Raw genomic sequence first — 15407 nt, forward strand, 5'->3', positions numbered from 1 at the left:
CGGTAAAGCGCGCGTCCCCCACGCGTAACGGCACTCACGGCGAAATTCGCCGTGAGGTTCGCCATATCGTACCAACGGCGAAGCATGCTAGCCACCGCCGCTTTCCTGCCGGTTTACGGAAAAGGTACGAAATTAGACGGTTTCCACCGGCTTGGCCACCCTGTCCAGCTCGTGGTGCAGGGTCGACGGAACCCGCGCGTGCAGGATCGTGCCGTCGCCGGTGTGGTCGACCGACAGCACCTCGCCCTCCTTGTGGGCCCGCGCGACCAGGTCGCCCCGGTCGTAGGGGATCAGGACGTGGACCTCGTGGTCGAGGTGGGGCAGCTCCTGCTCGATCAGGTCCATCAGCTCGGTGATGCCCTGGCCGGTGCGGGCGCTGACCACGATGCTGTGGCGCTCGCGCATCGTCAGCCGGTCGATGACCTCGCGGCTGGCGGCGTCGGCCTTGTTGATCACGACGATCTCGGGGATGTCGCGGGCGCCCTCGATCTCGGCGAACACCTCGCGGACGGCGGCCAGCTGCGACTCCGGGTCGGGGTGGGAGCCGTCGACCACGTGGAGGATCAGGTCGGCGTCGCCGACCTCCTCCAGCGTCGAGCGGAACGCCTCGACGAGCTGGTGGGGCAGGTGGCGCACGAATCCCACGGTGTCGGCCAGGGTGAACAGGCGGCCTTCGGGGGTGCGCGCGCGGCGTACCGTCGGGTCGAGGGTGGCGAACAGGGCGTCCTCCACCAGCACGCCCGCGCCGGTGAGGCGGTTCAGCAGCGACGACTTGCCGGCGTTGGTGTAGCCGGCGATCGCCACGGCCGGCACCTCGCGGCGGCGGCGCGAATGGCGCTTGGTGTCGCGGGCGGTGGACATCTCCTTGATCTGGCGGCGGAGCTTGGCCATGCGCTCGCGAATGCGGCGGCGGTCGAGCTCGATCTTGGTCTCACCGGGGCCGCGGCCGCCGATGCCGACGCCGCCGGCCGCCCGTCCGCCGACCTGGCGGGACAGGTTGCCACCCCAGCCGCGCAGGCGCGGCAGGAGGTAGGAGAGCTGGGCCAGTTCGACCTGGGCCTTGCCCTCGCGGCTCTTGGCGTGCTGGGCGAAGATGTCGAGGATCAGGGCGGTGCGGTCGATGACCTTGACCTTCACCACCTCCTCGAGCTGGCGCAGCTGGCCCGGGGTCAGCTCACCGTCGCAGATGACGGTGTCGGCGCCGGTCGAGGCGACGATGTCGCGCAGCTCGATCGCCTTGCCCGAACCGATGTAGGTGGCCGGGTCGGGCCGGTCGCGGCGCTGGATCAGGCCTTCGAGGACCTCGGAGCCGGCCGTCTCGGCCAGCAGCTTGAGTTCCTGGAGGGAGTTCTCGGCGTCGAAGGAGGTGCCGCTGGTCCACACCCCGATCAGGACGACCCTCTCGAGGCGGAGCTGCCGGTATTCGACTTCGGTGACATCTTCGAGCTCCGTCGAAAGACCCGCGACCCGCCGTAGCGCCTGACGCTCTTCGAGTTCGTAATCGCCGATGTCTTCTGGCTCGTTAGGCATATACGTCATTTCTCCTGACAACAATGCGACACCACCGTGTCTTCCCATCGATGGTGGCACGACACGGGAATCCCGCGCATCACGTTAAGCCCCCAGCTCAGTGAGGAGCCGGCGGCCCTCCGCCGCCCAGTGGGCCAGACCGAGGCGTTCGTGCAGGGCGGCAGCGGCGGCCGTGCGCTGCGCGCGGATGGCCGGGCTGACGGTGGTGGCCCAGCCCAACGGGCACGGCGCGGCCGGGGGCCTCGACGGCGAGGTGCTGCTGCGCACCCGTCTGCGGCGTGGAGGTCGACCTCCCGGGCGCTGGTGCCCCACACGACCGGCCGCAAGCCCTTCACCTACCTCGCGCCCGGCGAGCGGGCGGCGGCGCGACCCCCACGGGACCTTCCGCGGTGACTACCCGGTGCCGGCGTAGCGGTCGAGGAGCTCGCGGCTGCGCCGCGTGAGGTGCGGGAGGCCGAGGCGGGAGTGGACGTCGAGCGCGGCGGCGGCGTGCTCGGCGGCCAGGGCGGGGCGGCCGGTGGCGGCGGCGAGTTCGGCCAGCACCAGGTGCATCGAGCCCCAGCAGGTCACCGAGCTGCCCATCTCGACGAACTGGCCGGCGTAGGGGACGAGCTCGGCGTACTTGGCCGCCGGGTCGGGGACGCCGATGCGGGCGGCCACCAGGCCCCAGCTGCGGGTGATGAAGTCGTGGCTCCAGTCGAGCGGGGTCCAGCCGCTCCAGCGTTCGGCCAGCCTCCGGGCCTCCTCGGTCCGGCCGGCGTCGATCGCGGCCAGCACGGCGACGGTGCGCAAAGGGGCGTGCACCGGCTCGTGGGCCATCGCGATCAGTTCGTCGGCCAGGTCCCCGACGCGGCCTTCGGCCTCCTTGGCGACGTACAGGGCGAGGACCCGGCAGTCGTCGAGGCCCCACATCGTGGTCGAACCCAGGAGGCGGGCGGTGTCGGCCTCGTAGTAGCGCAGGGACTCCTCGAAGCGGCCCGCCAGGGCGGCGCCGGTCGACTCGGCCACCCAGACCATGGCGGCCAGGTCGGGGCGGTGGACCTCGCCGAGCAGGCGGCGGCAGCGGCCGAGGTCGGCGTGCCAGGCGGGCAGGTCGCCGCGCTGGAGGGTGACGACCATGCGCATGATGCGGGCGACCAGTTCCGTCGACTTGGGCAGGCCGGGCAGCGCCAGCATCTCGTCGCACCAGGCCGCGCGGCGGGTCATGCCGTCTTCGGTCCAGAAGGCCGTGAGGGCGTTGTTGAGCGTCTGGGCCAGGAGTGCGGGGTCGCCGAGGCGGCGGGCGATCTCGACGGCCTCCAGCGCGTGGGGACGGCCCTCCAGGACCCTCGGTCCGTAGTGGAGTTCCAGGCTGAGGGTGCCGAGGAGCGCGGCCCGCTGGTGGTCTTCCAGCGGGCCCGCGAGCAGGTCTTCGAGCCGGGCGACCATGCGGTCGTCGACGACGCCGTAGAAGCGCCAGTTCCAGACGGTGACGCCGCCGTAGACCATGGCGGCCTCGGCCATCGCGCCGCGGTCGCCGAGGATCTCGGCCAGCTCGATCGCCTGCTCCAGGGTGGCGTGGGCGCCCGCGACGTCGCCGGTGGCGCGCTGGGCGCGGCCGAGCTCGGTGAGCAGTTCGACCCGTTTGGCGGGGTCGGCGGCGCCGTGGGCGGCCAGCGCCCGCCGGTAGAGCACGACGGCCTCGTCGTAGGCGAGCTGGGCGCAGGCCCTCGCGGCGGCGCGGGCGGCGTACTCGACGGCCCTGCGGGCGCCGCCGACGCGGGCGGCCATGGCGAAGTGGTGGGCCAGCACCGGCAGGCGGGCGGTGACGTCGCCGCCGGGCAGCGACTCCATCGCCTCGCCGACCCTGAGGTGCAGGCGCGCCCTGGCGAGCCGGGGCAGGCCGGCGTAGAGCGCGTCGCAGACCAGGACGTGGCTGAAGCGGTAGTCGAACCCGTCTGACTCGGCCAGCAGGCCGACGGCCACGGCCGGTTCGAGGTCGGACATGACCGCCTCGGCGGAGTCTCCGGCGGCGATCGAGAGCACGTCGAGCGACACGTCGCGGCCGAGTGCCGAGGCGACCTGGAGCAGGTCGCGGGTGCGGTCGGGCAACCGGGCGACCCGGCGGCCGATGACCTCGCGCACGCCGTCGGGCACCTCGGTCAGCCCGTGTTCGCTGTCGGCCAGGCGCAGCAGCTCGCCCAGGTAGAAGGGGTTGCCGCCGGTCCGCTGGTAGAGGGTCTCGGCCAGGGCGGGGTCGTCGCGGCCGAGGAAGGCGGCGACGTCGGCCCGGCCGAAGGGCGGCAGCGGCAGCCGTTCGGTGCCGGGTTCGCGGGCCAGCCGGGCCAGGGTGCCGCTGAGCTGCTCGGGCTCACGGCCGGGCTCGGGCCGCAGGGTCGCCACGATCAGCACCGACCGGCGGTGCACCTGCCCGGCGGCGAATTCCAGCAGCCGGAGCGAGGCGATGTCGGCGGCGTGCAGGTCGTCGAGCACGACCACCGTCGGGCCGCCGGCCGCGAGCGCGCCGAACACCGTGTCGTGGAGGTCGTAGAGCGCCGCGCCGGGGTCGGCGGCCGGCCCGGCGACGTCGCCGGACAGCAGCGCGGCCGCCTCCCGCCCGTCGTCGCCCAGCTCGCGGACCGCCTGCAGCCAGGGCCAGAACGCGGGCGCGGTGTCGCCTTCGGAGCAGCGCCCCCAGACCACCCGCAGGCCGAGCGCGCGGGCCTCCTCTCCGGCGGTCCGGGCGAAGAGCGTCTTGCCGATCCCGGCCTCGCCGGTGACCAGCACGATGCCGCCCCGGCCGCGCCGGGCCTCCGTCACCCGCTCGCCCACCCGGGCGAGCTGCGGGCCGCGCGCGATCAGCCGCGGCGCGGCCAGGGTGGGCGCGGCGACGGCGACCGGGGTCTCGGGCGCGGGACCGGGCAGGTCGGCCGACTGCTCGAAGACGGCCTTCTCGATGCGCCGCAGCTCGGGGCCGGGTTCCAGGCCGAGCTCGTCGGCCAGCAGGGCGCGCACCCGCCGGAGGGCGCCCAGCGCGTCGGCCTGGCGGCCGGACCGGTAGAGGGCCAGGGCCAGCAGCCCCCACAGGCGCTCGCGGTAGGGGTGGGCGACGACCAGCCGTTCGAGGTCGGCCACGCACGAGGCGGCGTCGCCCAGCGCGAGCCGGGCGTCGAAGCGGTCTTCCGACGCCGAGGCGTGCAGTTCGGTGAGCCGGGCGGCGACGGGGCGGGCGAAGGCGTAGTCGGCGAACTCGGCGAGCGGCTCGCCCCGCCAGGCGCCGAGCGCGTCGTCGAGGGTCTCCAGGGCGCCCCGGTGGTCGCCCCTGACCAGCATGCGGCGGCCGTCTTCGGCCAGCCGGGCGAAGCGGGCCAGGTCGACCTGGCCGGGCGGCACCGCCAGCAGGTAGCCGGGTTCCCGGGTGAGCAGCACCTTCGGCGGGGTGCGCGGGGCGCGGCCCGGTTCCAGGGCACGGCGCAGATGGGAGATGTACGCCTGGAGCGTCCCCGTCGCGCTGGAGGGCGCCTCGTCGGCCCACAACTCGTCGACGAGCCGGTCGAGCGGCACGATGTGCCCGGCGGAAAGCGCCAGCAGCGCCAGAACGGCCCGCTGCTTGGGCGGTCCCAAGTCGAGGGGCCCGCCGTCTCCCGGCCGGACCTCGAACGGCCCGAACAGGCGAAAGAACAGCGGCTCCACGGTTCTCCTTGCGTCGATCGACGCCAACCTTAAGCCGCTTCAAGTCGCATTCCAACTGCACGCCAACCCGGTCACAAATGGCGCGATCGATCCTCGACGCAGACGAACGAGGAGGAATCATGATCAACGACTTGCGGCAGGTGGTCCGCGGCCGTGTGCTGGCCGCCGGTGACGAGGGGTTCGACCGGGCCCGCGAGCCGTGGGACGGCGCGGTCGACCAGCACGTCCTGGCGGTCGTCGAGGCCGAGGACGCCGCCGACGTGGCGGCCGTGGTCCGGCACGCGAGCCTGTACGGCCTGTCGATCGCCACCCAGCCCAACGGCCACGCGCCGTCGGCCGGGTTCGAGGGGGCGATCCTGCTGCGCACCTCCCGGATGCGGGCGGTGCACGTGCGTCCCGAGGAGCGGGTGGCCCGGGTGGAGGCCGGGGCCTCCTGGCAGGAGGTGCTTACCGCCGCCGCCAAGCACGGCCTGACCGGCCTGGCCGGCAGCACGGGCGCGGTCAGCGTGACCGGGTTCGTGCTCGGCGGCGGGCTGAGCTGGTTCGGCCGCCGGCACGGCTTCGCGGCCGACAACGTGGTGGCCTTCGAGCTGGTGGACGCCCAGGGCGACCACCAGCGGGTGACCGCCGGCAGTGACCCCGACCTGTTCTGGGCGCTGCGCGGGGGCGGCGGCGACTACGCGATCGTCACCGCCGTCGAGATCCGCCTGTTCCCCGCCCCCGAGCTGTTCGGCGGCCGGATCATGTGGCCCGCCGCCCGCGCCGCGGAGGTGCTGGCCGCCTTCCGCGAGGTCACCCGTACCGCCCCCGACGAGCTGACCGTGTGGTTCAGCCTGCTCCAGCTCCCGCCGTTCCCCGAGCTGCCCGAGCCGCTGCGCGGCCTGTCGGCGGTCTGCCTCGACGCCACCTACCTGGGCGGCGAACAGGAGGCGCGGGAACTGCTGGCCCGCTTCGACACGATCCCCGGCGCGATCATGGACACCCGGGGCATGCTGCCGGTCGACCGGCTGGGCGAGATCTGCATGGAGCCGACCGACCCCACCCCCGCGCTGGTCACCTCACACCTGCTGACCGACCTCGACGACCGGGCCGCCGCCACGCTGCTGGCCGCGAGCGGCCCCGGCACGGTCGCCCCGCTCACGGTCGTGATGATCCGCCACCTCGGCGGCGCCCTGGCGGTGGCGCGTTCCGACGGGGGCGCGTGCGGCCACCTGACGGAGAAGTACCAGGTCCACGCCGCCGGCATGCTGCCCTGGCCGGAGCTGGCCGGGCCGATCAGGGAGCGGCAGGCCTCGATCGCGCGGGCCCTGGGCCCTTGGACGTCGGACCGCAAGGTGTTCACGTTCCTCGGCCACGACGAACCGGCCGACGCGGCCTTCCCCGCCGAGACGTATGCCCGCCTGCGCCGGATCAAGGCCCGGCGCGACCCCCTGGGAACGTTCCGCTCGAACCACCCCGTGGTCTAGAGCTTGAGGACCTTGCTGTCGCCCGAGCCGGTCTGGATGACGATCTTCTTGGGGGAGGCCGGGTCGTTGGTCACTTCGAGCGTCTGCTCGCCCGAGCCGGTGTGGAGGGTGGCGTGGTAGGCGCCGCCGGGGACCCACGCGATGCCGTCGCCCGAACCGCTCTCGATGGTGACCGAGTCGGGGGCGGCGCCGAACCTCGCCTCGACGCTGCCCGAGCCGGACTCGGCGACGAAGGTCTTGGCGAGCAGGTCGCTGGCGTCGACCTCGCCCGAGCCGGTGGAGACGTCGACCGGGCCGCTGAGGGCACGCAGCGTGATCTCGCCGGAACCGGTGTCGACCTTGACGTTCAGGCCCTTGGGCACCTGCACGTCGTAGTCGATCGAGCAGTCCTCGCACGTGTAGGCGAGGGTCAGGGTGCCGTTCCCGACCTCGTGGCCGTCGGCCGGCTTGTCGCCCCGGTAGTGGAGGGTCTCGGTCACCGCGATGCCGGTCCGGGCCGACTCGGTGACGACCACGTCGCCCGACCCGCTCTGGATGCGCAGGGTGGAGACGGCGTCGGTGACGTCGTACTTCTCGACCGCCTGGCTGCGGGGGCCGAAGTCGAGGCCGAGATCGCCGCAGGCGGTCAGGACCAGCGCGGATCCGGCCAGCAGGCCCGCGGCCGCGATGCTCTTCATTCTCATGCCCACAGTCTGTGAGCCCGGGGCCCGCCCTCCCATCGGGGATGGCCCCCAGGGCTCCCTGAGAGGACCCTCAGGAACGCCCTCTGATAATCTTCCATTGGATAGAAGACGATTTCCGCATCATGGAAAAGAGTGGGCGATGACCAACGGAGTTGAGATCCACGGCCCGATGTCCGACCGGTTCGACGAGATCCTCACCCCCGAGGCCCTCGCCTTCGTGGCCGATCTCCACCGGGCCTTCGACGGCCGCCGCCGCGACCTGCTGGCCGCCCGCCAGGCCCGCCAGGCCGAGCTGTCGGCGGGGGGCATGCTGGGATTCCTTCCCGAAACGGAGGAGATCAGGCGCGGCGACTGGCAGGTGGCGCCCCCGGCGTTCGGCCTGGAAGACCGCCGGGTCGAGATCACCGGCCCGGTCGACCGCAAGATGACCATCAACGCGCTCAACTCCGGCGCCAAGGTGTGGCTGGCCGACTTCGAAGACGCCAACTCCCCCACCTGGGAGAACAACGTCAACGGGCAGCTCAACCTGCGGTCGGCGCTCGATCGCGAGATCGACTTCGAGAGCGGCGGCAAGACCTACGCGCTCCGGCCCGACGACGAGCTGGCCACGATCGTGGTCCGCCCGCGCGGCTGGCACCTCGACGAGAAGCACCTGACCGTCGACGGGCGGCCGGTCTCGGCGTCGCTGTTCGACTTCGCGCTCTACTTCTTCCACAACGCCCGCCGCCTGCTGGCCAAGGGCAAGGGCCCCTACTTCTACCTCCCGAAGATCGAGTCCCACCTGGAGGCCCGCCTCTGGAACGACGTCTTCGTCGCCGCCCAGAACACGCTCGGCCTCCCGGTGGGCACCGTCCGGGCCACGGTCCTGATCGAGACCTACCCGGCGGCCTTCGAGATGGAGGAGATCCTCTACGAACTGCGCGACCACTCCGCCGGGCTCAACGCCGGCCGGTGGGACTACCTGTTCAGCGTGATCAAGAAGTTCCGCACGCGGGGCCGCGAGTTCCTGCTGCCCGAACGCAACACGGTGACGATGACGGCGCCCTTCATGCGGGCGTACACCGAACTGCTGGTGCGGACCTGCCACAAGCGCGGCGCCCACGCCATCGGCGGGATGGCCGCCTTCATCCCCTCGCGGCGCGACCCCGAGGTGAACGCGGTGGCCCTGGAGAAGGTGCGGGCCGACAAGACGCGCGAGTCGGGCGACGGTTTCGACGGCTCGTGGGTGGCCCACCCCGACCTGGTGCCGATCTGCAAGGAGGTCTTCGACGGCGTGCTCGGCGACCGGCCGAACCAGCTCGACCGGCTGCGCGAGGACGTGAGCGTCACCGCCGAAGACCTGCTGGCGGTCTCCAAGACCCCCGGCGAGATCACCGAGACCGGCCTGCGCAACAACGTCGACGTCGCGCTGCGCTACCTCGCGGCCTGGATGGGCGGCAGCGGCGCGGTGGCCATCCACAACCTGATGGAGGACGCCGCCACCGCCGAGATCTCCCGATCGCAGATCTGGCAGTGGATCCACAACGACATCGAGCTCGCCGACACCCACGAGGTGGTCACCAAGGAGCTGGTCGAGCGGATCATCGACGAGGAGCTCGCCAAGATCAGGACCGAGCCGGTCTGGGACGAGGCCCTGTTCACCCAGGCCACCGCGCTGTTCAAAGAGGTCGCTCTTGACGACGACTTCGCCGAGTTTTTGACTCTTCCGGCGTATTCTCGGATGCCGTGACGGTGTTCGACCGGCTCGAAGCGATCTTTCCGCCTGACCGGGTCATCACCGACCCGGTCCGGCTGCGCACCTACGAGTGCGACGGCCTCACCTACCATCGCGCGACCCCGATGGTCGTGGTCCTGCCGGAGACCGCGGCGGAGGTCGCGGCGGTGGTGAAGGCGTGCGCCGAGTTCGGCGTGCCGTTCGTGGCGCGCGGCTCGGGCACGGGCCTGTCGGGCGGCGCGCTGCCGCGCTCCGACGGTGTCCTCATCGTGACGTCGCGGATGCGACGGATCCTGTCGGTCGACCTCGACCGGCGGCAGGCCGTCGTGGAGCCCGGGGTGACCAACCTGGCCATCACCGAGGCGGTCCGCGACCAGGGCTACTACTACGCGCCCGACCCGTCGAGCCAGCAGATCTGCTCGATCGGCGGCAACGTGGCCGAGAACTCGGGCGGGGCCCACTGCCTCAAATACGGGTTCACCGTGAACCACGTCCAGGCCCTGGAGATCGTCACACCCGACGGGGAGATCGTCGAGATCTCCGAAGACGACTTCGGCTACGACCTGCTCGGCGCGTTCGTGGGGTCGGAGGGCACCCTCGGCATCGCCACCAAGATCACCGTTCGGCTGATGCGCGCACCCGAAGCGGTGACGACCCTGCTGGCCGCGTTCGAGACCATCGAGGCGGGCGGGCAGGCGGTGTCGTCGATCGTCGGCGCGGGCATCCTGCCCGCCGCGATCGAGATGATGGACGCCCTCGCGATCGAGGCCGCCGAAGCGGCCGTGTCCTGCGGCTATCCCGCCGACGCCGGGGCGGTGCTGATCGTCGAGCTCGACGGGCCCACACCGGACGTCGAGTCGCAGCTCGCCGAGGTGATCGCCATCTGCGTGGCGACGGGCTCGTTCGAGCAGCGGGTGGCCGCCTCGGCGGAGGAGCGGGCCAAGATCTGGAAGGGCCGCAAGTCGGCCTTCGCCGCGGTCGGCCGCATCAGCCCCGCCTACATCGTCCAGGACGGCGTGGTCCCCCGGACCTGCCTCGGCGAGGTGCTGGCCGGGATCGACGCGCTGCAGACGGAGTTCGGCATCCGGGTCGCCAACGTCTTCCACGCCGGCGACGGCAACCTCCACCCGCTGGTGCTGTTCGACGACACCGCGCCCGGCGAGGGCGAGCGGGCCGAGGTGGTCAGCGGCCGGATCCTCGACCTGTGCATCCTGCACGGCGGCTCGATCACCGGGGAGCACGGCGTGGGCGTCGACAAGGCGCGCTACATGCCGAGGATGTTCACCGACGCCGACCTCGACACCATGCAGCGGGTGCGCTGCGCGTTCGACCCCGGCGGCCGGTCGAACCCGGGCAAGGTGTTCCCGACGCCGCGGCTCTGCGGCGAGGTGCCCCGCGTCCGCAAGGGATCACCCGGGGAGATCTTCTGATGCTGGGCCACACGAGGGTGACGGTCCGCGACGGCGGCCCCGCCGACGCGGTGGGCGGGGTGGTCCCCCGCTGGGTCGCGCTGCCCGAGAGCCTCGAAGAGGTCTCGGTCGTGCTGGGCGCCTGCGCCGACGGCGGGCTGGCCGTGACCCCGGCCGGAGGGCGCACCAAGCTCTGCTGGGCGGCCCCGCCGGAGCGCCTCGACGTGCTGCTCGACCTGTCGGCCATGCACGAGGTCCTCGAACACGTGGCGGGCGACCTGGTGGTCCGCGTCCAGGCGGGCATCACGACGGCCCGGCTGGCCGAGGTGCTGGCCAAGTCGGGGCAGGAGCTGGCGCTCGACGTGCCGTTCCCGGGGGCGACCATCGGGGGCACCCTGGCCGCCCCGTCGCCGGGCCCGCGCGCCTACCGCTACGGCAACGCCCGCGACCTGCTGCTCGGGGTGACGGTCGTGCTGGCCGACGGCACGATCGCGCGGGCCGGCGGCAAGGTGGTGAAGAACGTCGCCGGCTACGACCTCGGCAAGTTGTTCACCGGCTCCTACGGCACCCTGGGCGTGATCGCCGAGGCGACGTTCCGGCTCCACCCGCTGCCCGCCGACCGCCGCTGGCTCACCTTCGGGTGCGAGGGCTGGGAGGACGCCGGGGCGCTGCTGCGGTCGCAGCTCGAACCGAGCGCCGTCGAGATCGACCACCCGGCCGAGGGCCTGACGACGGTGGCGGCCCTGTTCGAGGGCTCGGCGGCCGGCGACCGCGCCGAGGCCGCCCGTGAGGTGCTCGGGGGCGGCGAGGTGCACGCCGACGCGCCATCGTGGTGGGGCCGTCCGCCGGGCCTGCCGCTCGCGTCGCTGCGCTGCCGCGTGGCGCCCCACGTGCCGGAGGGGGTGTCGGTACGCGGCTCGCTCGCCACCGGCGTCTACCTGGCCTCCGGCGTGACCGATCTCGACGCGTGGCGTTCGCGGCTGCCCGCCGACGCCCGTCTGGTGGGCCTGGCCGGTGACTTCACCGGCGACCGGTGGGGCCCGATCCCGTCGCTGCCGCTGATGCGGCGGGTCAAGGAGCGGTTCGACCCCGAGCGGCGCATGTCGCCGGGCCGGCTCGCGGGAGGCGTCTGACATGGACCCAGAGCTGATCAAAGACTGCGTGCACTGCGGCTTCTGCCTGCCGACGTGCCCGACCTACGTGTTGTGGGGCGAGGAGATGGACTCCCCCCGCGGCCGCATCCACCTGATGGCCCAGCACAACGAGGGCGTCCCGATGTCGCCCGAGATGGCCGGCCACTTCGACGCGTGCCTGGGCTGCATGGCGTGCGTGACGGCGTGCCCTTCGGGGGTTCAGTACGACCGCCTCATCGAGCACACCCGCCCGGTCGTCGAGCGGGAGCACACCCGCGAACCCCGTGACCGGGCGGTCCGGGCGCTGGTGTTCGCCTTGTTCCCCTATCCGCGGCGGTTGCGCCTGGTCAAGCCGTTCACCCGGCTCAACCGGCGGCTCGCGCCGTTCCTGGAGCGGGTGCATCCGACACTCGGGGCGCTGGCCGAGCTCACGCCGCCCCGGTCGCGCACCAGGCCACTGCCCGCGCTCGTCCGGGCGCGGGGGCGGCGGCGGGCACGGGTTGGGTTGCTGACCGGGTGTGTGCAGGGGGCGTTCTTCCCCGACGTGAACCGGGCGACGGCGCGGGTGCTCGCGCTCGAAGGCTGCGACGTGGTGATCCCCCGAGGTCAGGGGTGCTGCGGGGCGTTGTCCCTGCATTCCGGGTACGACGCGCGCACGTTCGCCAAGAAGACCATCGCCACCTTCGAGAAGGCGGGCGTCGACACCGTCGTGGTGAACGCCGCCGGCTGCGGGTCGTCGATGAAGGACTACGCCGACGTGCTGGCCGACGATCCCGACTGGCGGCTCCGGGCGTCCCGGCTGAAGGTCCGCGACCTGGCCGAATACCTGGTCGAACTGGGCCCGGTGGCCGAACGCCACCCGCTGCCGCTGACCGTGGCCTACCACGACGCCTGCCACCTGGCCCATGCGCAGGGGGTGCGGGCGCAGCCGCGTGAGCTGCTGGGCGAGATCCCCGACCTGAAGGTGCGGGAGATCTCCGAGTCGGCCATCTGCTGCGGGTCGGCCGGCACCTACAACCTCTTCCAGCCCGCCCCGGCGCGGGAGCTGGGGGAACGCAAGGCGGTCCGGGTCGAGGAGACCGGCGCCGACCTGCTCGTGTCCGCCAACCCCGGCTGCACCATGCAGATCACGACCGCCATGCGGCGGCTCGGCCGCCCGCCCATCCCCGTCGCGCACACCGCCCAGGTCCTCGACGCCTCGCTCCGGGGGCTGGGGACGGTACGGTGAGCGTCCAGTCGGTCGAGCGCGCGCTCGACGTGCTCGAAGCCCTGGCCGACCACGGCGGCGAGGCGGGCCTGTCGGAGATCGCGGCCCGGACCGGGCTGCCCTACGGCACCATCCACCGCCTGCTCCAGACCCTCCTCCTGCGCGGGTACGTCCGGCAGGAGTCCGACCGGCGTTACGCGCTGGGCGGCGCGCTCGTCCGGATCGGCGGCGCGGCCGAACGGCTGGTGGGTTCGTGGGCCGAGCCCTACCTGGCCAAGATGGTCGAACTGTCCGGCGAGACCGCCAACATGGCCGTCCTGGAGGGCGACTTCGTGGTGTACGTCGCCCAGGTCCCCTCCCCCCGGCGGCTGCGGATGTTCGCCGAGGTCGGCCGCCGGGTGCTGCCCCACAGCACCGCCGTCGGCAAGGTCCTGCTGGCCGACCACCCGAACGCGGCGGCGGTGTTCGAGCGGACCGGCCTCCCCCGGCGGACCGACCGCACCATCACCACCGTCGGGGCCATGATGACCGAGTTGTCGCTCGTGGCCGACCGGGGATACGCCATGGACCTCGGCGAGGAGGAGTCGGGCGTCCATTGCCTGGCGGTCCCGGTGGCCGACGGCGCGCGGGTGGTGGCGGCCATGTCGGTGTCCGGGCCGGCCGAGCGCATCTCCGCCCTCGACCGCGACGAACTGGCCCGGGGCCTGCGGAAGATCGCCGACGACTTCGGCGCGGAGGTCTTCGCCCCCAGACCCGGCTGATCTGTCGGGCGGCGGGGCTAGGTTGAGGGCATGTGCCGAAGCATCAAGACCCTGCGCCCGCCCTACGCCGACGACGTGACCGACAACGACATCGAGGCCGCGGCGCTCCAGTACGTCCGCAAGATCAGCGGCTTCCGCGCCCCCGCCGCCCACAACGCGGCGGCCTTCAACGACGCGGTCGCCGAGATCACCGCCGCGAGCGCGAAACTGCTCGCGGCACTGGAGGTTCGAGGCGGGAGATGACTAGGCGCCCCGTGGTCAGGCACACTGCGTGAGCATGATGTCCTTGTCAGCCGTGGTGACCGGCAGCTCATACTTGAGCGCCACCTGGGCGAACCTCACCACGTAGGAGCAGCGGATCTTCCGCACCGGCGGTAACCACGACGCCGGGCCGGAGTCGCTCTTCGAGCCGTTCGTCGAGCCGTCGACCGGGATCAGGTTGAGCGGATCGTTGGCCAGCCGCTTGCGCTCGGCCTCGCTCCACCGCGAGGAACCCATCTGCCAGCTGTACGACAGCGGGATCACGTGGTCGATCTGGACCTCGGCCGCGTCCTCCTTGCGCCAGTCGATGGTCTTGCCCGTGTAGGGGTCGTCGAGGGTCATCGACACCACCACGCAGTCGGAGCCGCTGCGGAACTCGACGTCCTCGCCGTCGCGCTGGAGGAGGTCGTTGCGGGTGTCGCAGCCGTTCCGGGCGAGGGGGATGCCGTCGGCGTTGTCGGCCCAGGCGTAGCCGAAGTCCTCCCGGTCGTAACCGGTTCGCGGGCCGCGCCCCTTGGTCTCGACCTTCTCGATGAGCTCCCGGGCCTCCTTACGGTCGGCCTCCGAGGTGATCGCCGCCAGACCGGGCTTGGTGCCCTCGGGGTTGTCGAGGGGGTTGGTCCCGGACGACGACCCCCCGCCCTTCGTGTCGCCGGGCGGCGCCGCCGCCTCGATCGCGCCGCAGCCCGACACGAGTAATCCCGCCAGCACGAACCCGGCGCCCAGTCTGCGCAGCACCGCCCACCCCCAGGTCATGAAATTGCCTGCCCAGGTATAGCAAATGCCCAAATTTCCGGCTTTAAGAGGTCAGGTGATCAGGATTCCACCGTCCACCGGGAGCACCGCCCCGGTCACGTACGATCCGGCGTCCGAAGCCAGGAAGATCGCCGCGCAGACCAGTTCCTCGGCCTCCCCCACCCGCCCGGCGGGCACCCGCAGCGCCAGCGCCTTGTCCAGGTAGCCCTCCGGGTACTGCGACGTCATCTCCGAGGCGAAGAACCCCGGTTCGAGGCAGTTGACCCGGATGCCCCGGCGGCCGGTCCACTGCTGCGCCAGGTCCCGGGTCAGCCCGGTCAGCGCCGCCTTGGACGCCGAGTAGGCCGCCTGCGGCAACCCCCCGGTCGTCTCGCCCAGGATGCTGCCGATGTTCACGATCGAGGAGCCGGGCCGCATCACCCGGGCACAGGCCTGCGCCATGTGGAAGGCCCCGTTGAGGTTGACGTCGACGACCGCGCGGAACTCCTCGGCCGTCTCCTTGAGCGCGGGCACGGCGGTGCCGACCCCGGCGTTGTTGATCAGGATGTCGACGCCGCCCAGCTCGGCGACCGCCGCCGACACCAGCGCCGCGCAGTCGTCGGGCGAGGTCACGTCGGTGGCCACGGCGACACAACGGCGGCCGGTCTCCTCGACCAGCCGCCGTGTCTGCTCCAGCCGTTCGGCCCGCCGCGCGCCGATGGCGACGTCGGCCCCGGCCTCGGCCAGGCCCCGGGCGAAGGCCACGCCCAGGCCCGACGAGGCCCCCGTGACGACCGCGACCTTCCCGTTCAGACGAAAACGTTCGAGAATCACGG

The 15407-nt window shown here is 72.6% G+C and carries 13 protein-coding genes; 8 read left to right on the plus strand and 5 right to left on the minus strand.

Annotation, left to right across the window (positions count from 1 at the left end; all coding sequences use genetic code 11):
* Window positions 1-132: 132 nt before the first annotated feature.
* A complete protein-coding gene (gene hflX / locus GT755_RS15670; protein WP_235966696.1) occupies window positions 133-1539 on the minus strand; it encodes a GTPase HflX in 1407 nt (468 codons plus the stop codon).
* 178 nt (window positions 1540-1717) lie between these two features.
* Between hflX and GT755_RS15675 the strand changes: the two genes are divergently transcribed.
* Window positions 1718-1942 carry a hypothetical protein gene (locus tag GT755_RS15675; RefSeq protein ID WP_161480430.1) on the plus strand — a complete coding sequence of 75 codons (225 nt, stop codon included), beginning with the start codon at window positions 1718-1720 and terminating at the stop codon, window positions 1940-1942.
* Here GT755_RS15675 and GT755_RS15680 read toward each other — a convergent pair.
* Window positions 1924-5202 (minus strand): BTAD domain-containing putative transcriptional regulator, encoded by a 3279-nt coding sequence (locus tag GT755_RS15680; RefSeq protein ID WP_161480431.1) that lies wholly within the window; start codon window positions 5200-5202, stop codon window positions 1924-1926. The genes GT755_RS15675 and GT755_RS15680 overlap by 19 nt on opposite strands.
* 119 nt (window positions 5203-5321) lie before the next feature.
* On the opposite strand from GT755_RS15680, the gene GT755_RS15685 reads away from it, so the two are divergent.
* Window positions 5322-6668 carry an FAD-binding oxidoreductase gene (locus GT755_RS15685; protein ID WP_161480432.1) on the plus strand — a complete coding sequence of 449 codons (1347 nt, stop codon included), beginning with the start codon at window positions 5322-5324 and terminating at the stop codon, window positions 6666-6668.
* On the opposite strand, the gene GT755_RS15690 is transcribed toward GT755_RS15685, so the two are convergent.
* Complete coding sequence (locus GT755_RS15690; protein ID WP_235966697.1) at window positions 6665-7351, minus strand: DUF4097 family beta strand repeat-containing protein; 687 nt, start codon at window positions 7349-7351, stop codon at window positions 6665-6667. The two genes, GT755_RS15685 and GT755_RS15690, sit on opposite strands and share 4 nt — an antisense overlap.
* Window positions 7352-7490: 139 nt before the next feature.
* On the opposite strand from GT755_RS15690, the gene aceB reads away from it, so the two are divergent.
* The 6 genes from aceB to GT755_RS15720 are packed head-to-tail and all read left to right on the plus strand — an operon-like array spanning window position 7491 to window position 13818.
* A complete protein-coding gene (aceB, locus tag GT755_RS15695; RefSeq protein WP_161480433.1) occupies window positions 7491-9080 on the plus strand; it encodes a malate synthase A in 1590 nt (529 codons plus the stop codon).
* Complete coding sequence (locus GT755_RS15700; RefSeq protein WP_161480434.1) at window positions 9077-10495, plus strand: FAD-linked oxidase C-terminal domain-containing protein; 1419 nt, start codon at window positions 9077-9079, stop codon at window positions 10493-10495. Before aceB ends, GT755_RS15700 begins: the two co-directional genes overlap by 4 nt.
* On the plus strand, window positions 10495-11607 hold the full coding sequence (locus GT755_RS15705) for an FAD-binding oxidoreductase (RefSeq protein ID WP_161480435.1): 1113 nt from the start codon (window positions 10495-10497) through the stop codon (window positions 11605-11607). The genes GT755_RS15700 and GT755_RS15705 overlap by 1 nt, the downstream gene beginning before the upstream one ends.
* A gap of 1 nt (window position 11608) precedes the next feature.
* Window positions 11609-12835, plus strand: coding sequence for a (Fe-S)-binding protein (locus tag GT755_RS15710; RefSeq protein ID WP_161480436.1), 1227 nt, complete (start codon window positions 11609-11611; stop codon window positions 12833-12835).
* A complete protein-coding gene (locus GT755_RS15715) occupies window positions 12832-13575 on the plus strand; it encodes an IclR family transcriptional regulator (RefSeq protein ID WP_161480437.1) in 744 nt (247 codons plus the stop codon). Before GT755_RS15710 ends, GT755_RS15715 begins: the two co-directional genes overlap by 4 nt.
* 30 nt (window positions 13576-13605) lie before the next feature.
* Complete coding sequence (locus tag GT755_RS15720) at window positions 13606-13818, plus strand: DUF2277 family protein (protein ID WP_161480438.1); 213 nt, start codon at window positions 13606-13608, stop codon at window positions 13816-13818.
* A 15-nt stretch (window positions 13819-13833) separates the two neighbouring features.
* Here the strand turns inward: GT755_RS15720 and GT755_RS15725 are convergent, their stop codons facing one another.
* Entirely contained in the window at window positions 13834-14592 is a 759-nt protein-coding gene (locus GT755_RS15725) for an HNH endonuclease family protein (protein WP_161480439.1), read from the minus strand.
* A 51-nt stretch (window positions 14593-14643) separates the two neighbouring features.
* The gene (locus tag GT755_RS15730; protein WP_328794354.1) at window positions 14644-15405 is read right to left on the minus strand and encodes an SDR family NAD(P)-dependent oxidoreductase; all 762 of its coding nucleotides are present in this window, start codon (window positions 15403-15405) and stop codon (window positions 14644-14646) included.
* Between the last annotated feature and the right edge of the window lie 2 nt (window positions 15406-15407).

The sequence above is a fragment of the Herbidospora solisilvae genome (assembly GCF_009901565.1).
GTDB classification, from domain to species: Bacteria; Actinomycetota; Actinomycetes; order Streptosporangiales; family Streptosporangiaceae; genus Herbidospora; species Herbidospora solisilvae.

Excerpts from the sequence above, each read along its gene's own strand:
- hflX (WP_235966696.1), bottom strand. The coding sequence starts at position 1,539 with ATGACGTATATGCCTAACGAGCCAGAAGACATCGGCGATTACGAACTC.
- GT755_RS15675 (WP_161480430.1), top strand. The coding sequence starts at position 1,718 with ATGGCCGGGCTGACGGTGGTGGCCCAGCCCAACGGGCACGGCGCGGCC.
- GT755_RS15685 (WP_161480432.1), top strand. The coding sequence starts at position 5,322 with ATGATCAACGACTTGCGGCAGGTGGTCCGCGGCCGTGTGCTGGCCGCC.
- GT755_RS15690 (WP_235966697.1), bottom strand. The coding sequence starts at position 7,351 with ATGAGAATGAAGAGCATCGCGGCCGCGGGCCTGCTGGCCGGATCCGCG.
- aceB (WP_161480433.1), top strand. The coding sequence starts at position 7,491 with ATGACCAACGGAGTTGAGATCCACGGCCCGATGTCCGACCGGTTCGAC.
- GT755_RS15705 (WP_161480435.1), top strand. The coding sequence starts at position 10,495 with ATGCTGGGCCACACGAGGGTGACGGTCCGCGACGGCGGCCCCGCCGAC.
- GT755_RS15710 (WP_161480436.1), top strand. The coding sequence starts at position 11,609 with ATGGACCCAGAGCTGATCAAAGACTGCGTGCACTGCGGCTTCTGCCTG.
- GT755_RS15720 (WP_161480438.1), top strand. The coding sequence starts at position 13,606 with ATGTGCCGAAGCATCAAGACCCTGCGCCCGCCCTACGCCGACGACGTG.
- GT755_RS15725 (WP_161480439.1), bottom strand. The coding sequence starts at position 14,592 with ATGACCTGGGGGTGGGCGGTGCTGCGCAGACTGGGCGCCGGGTTCGTG.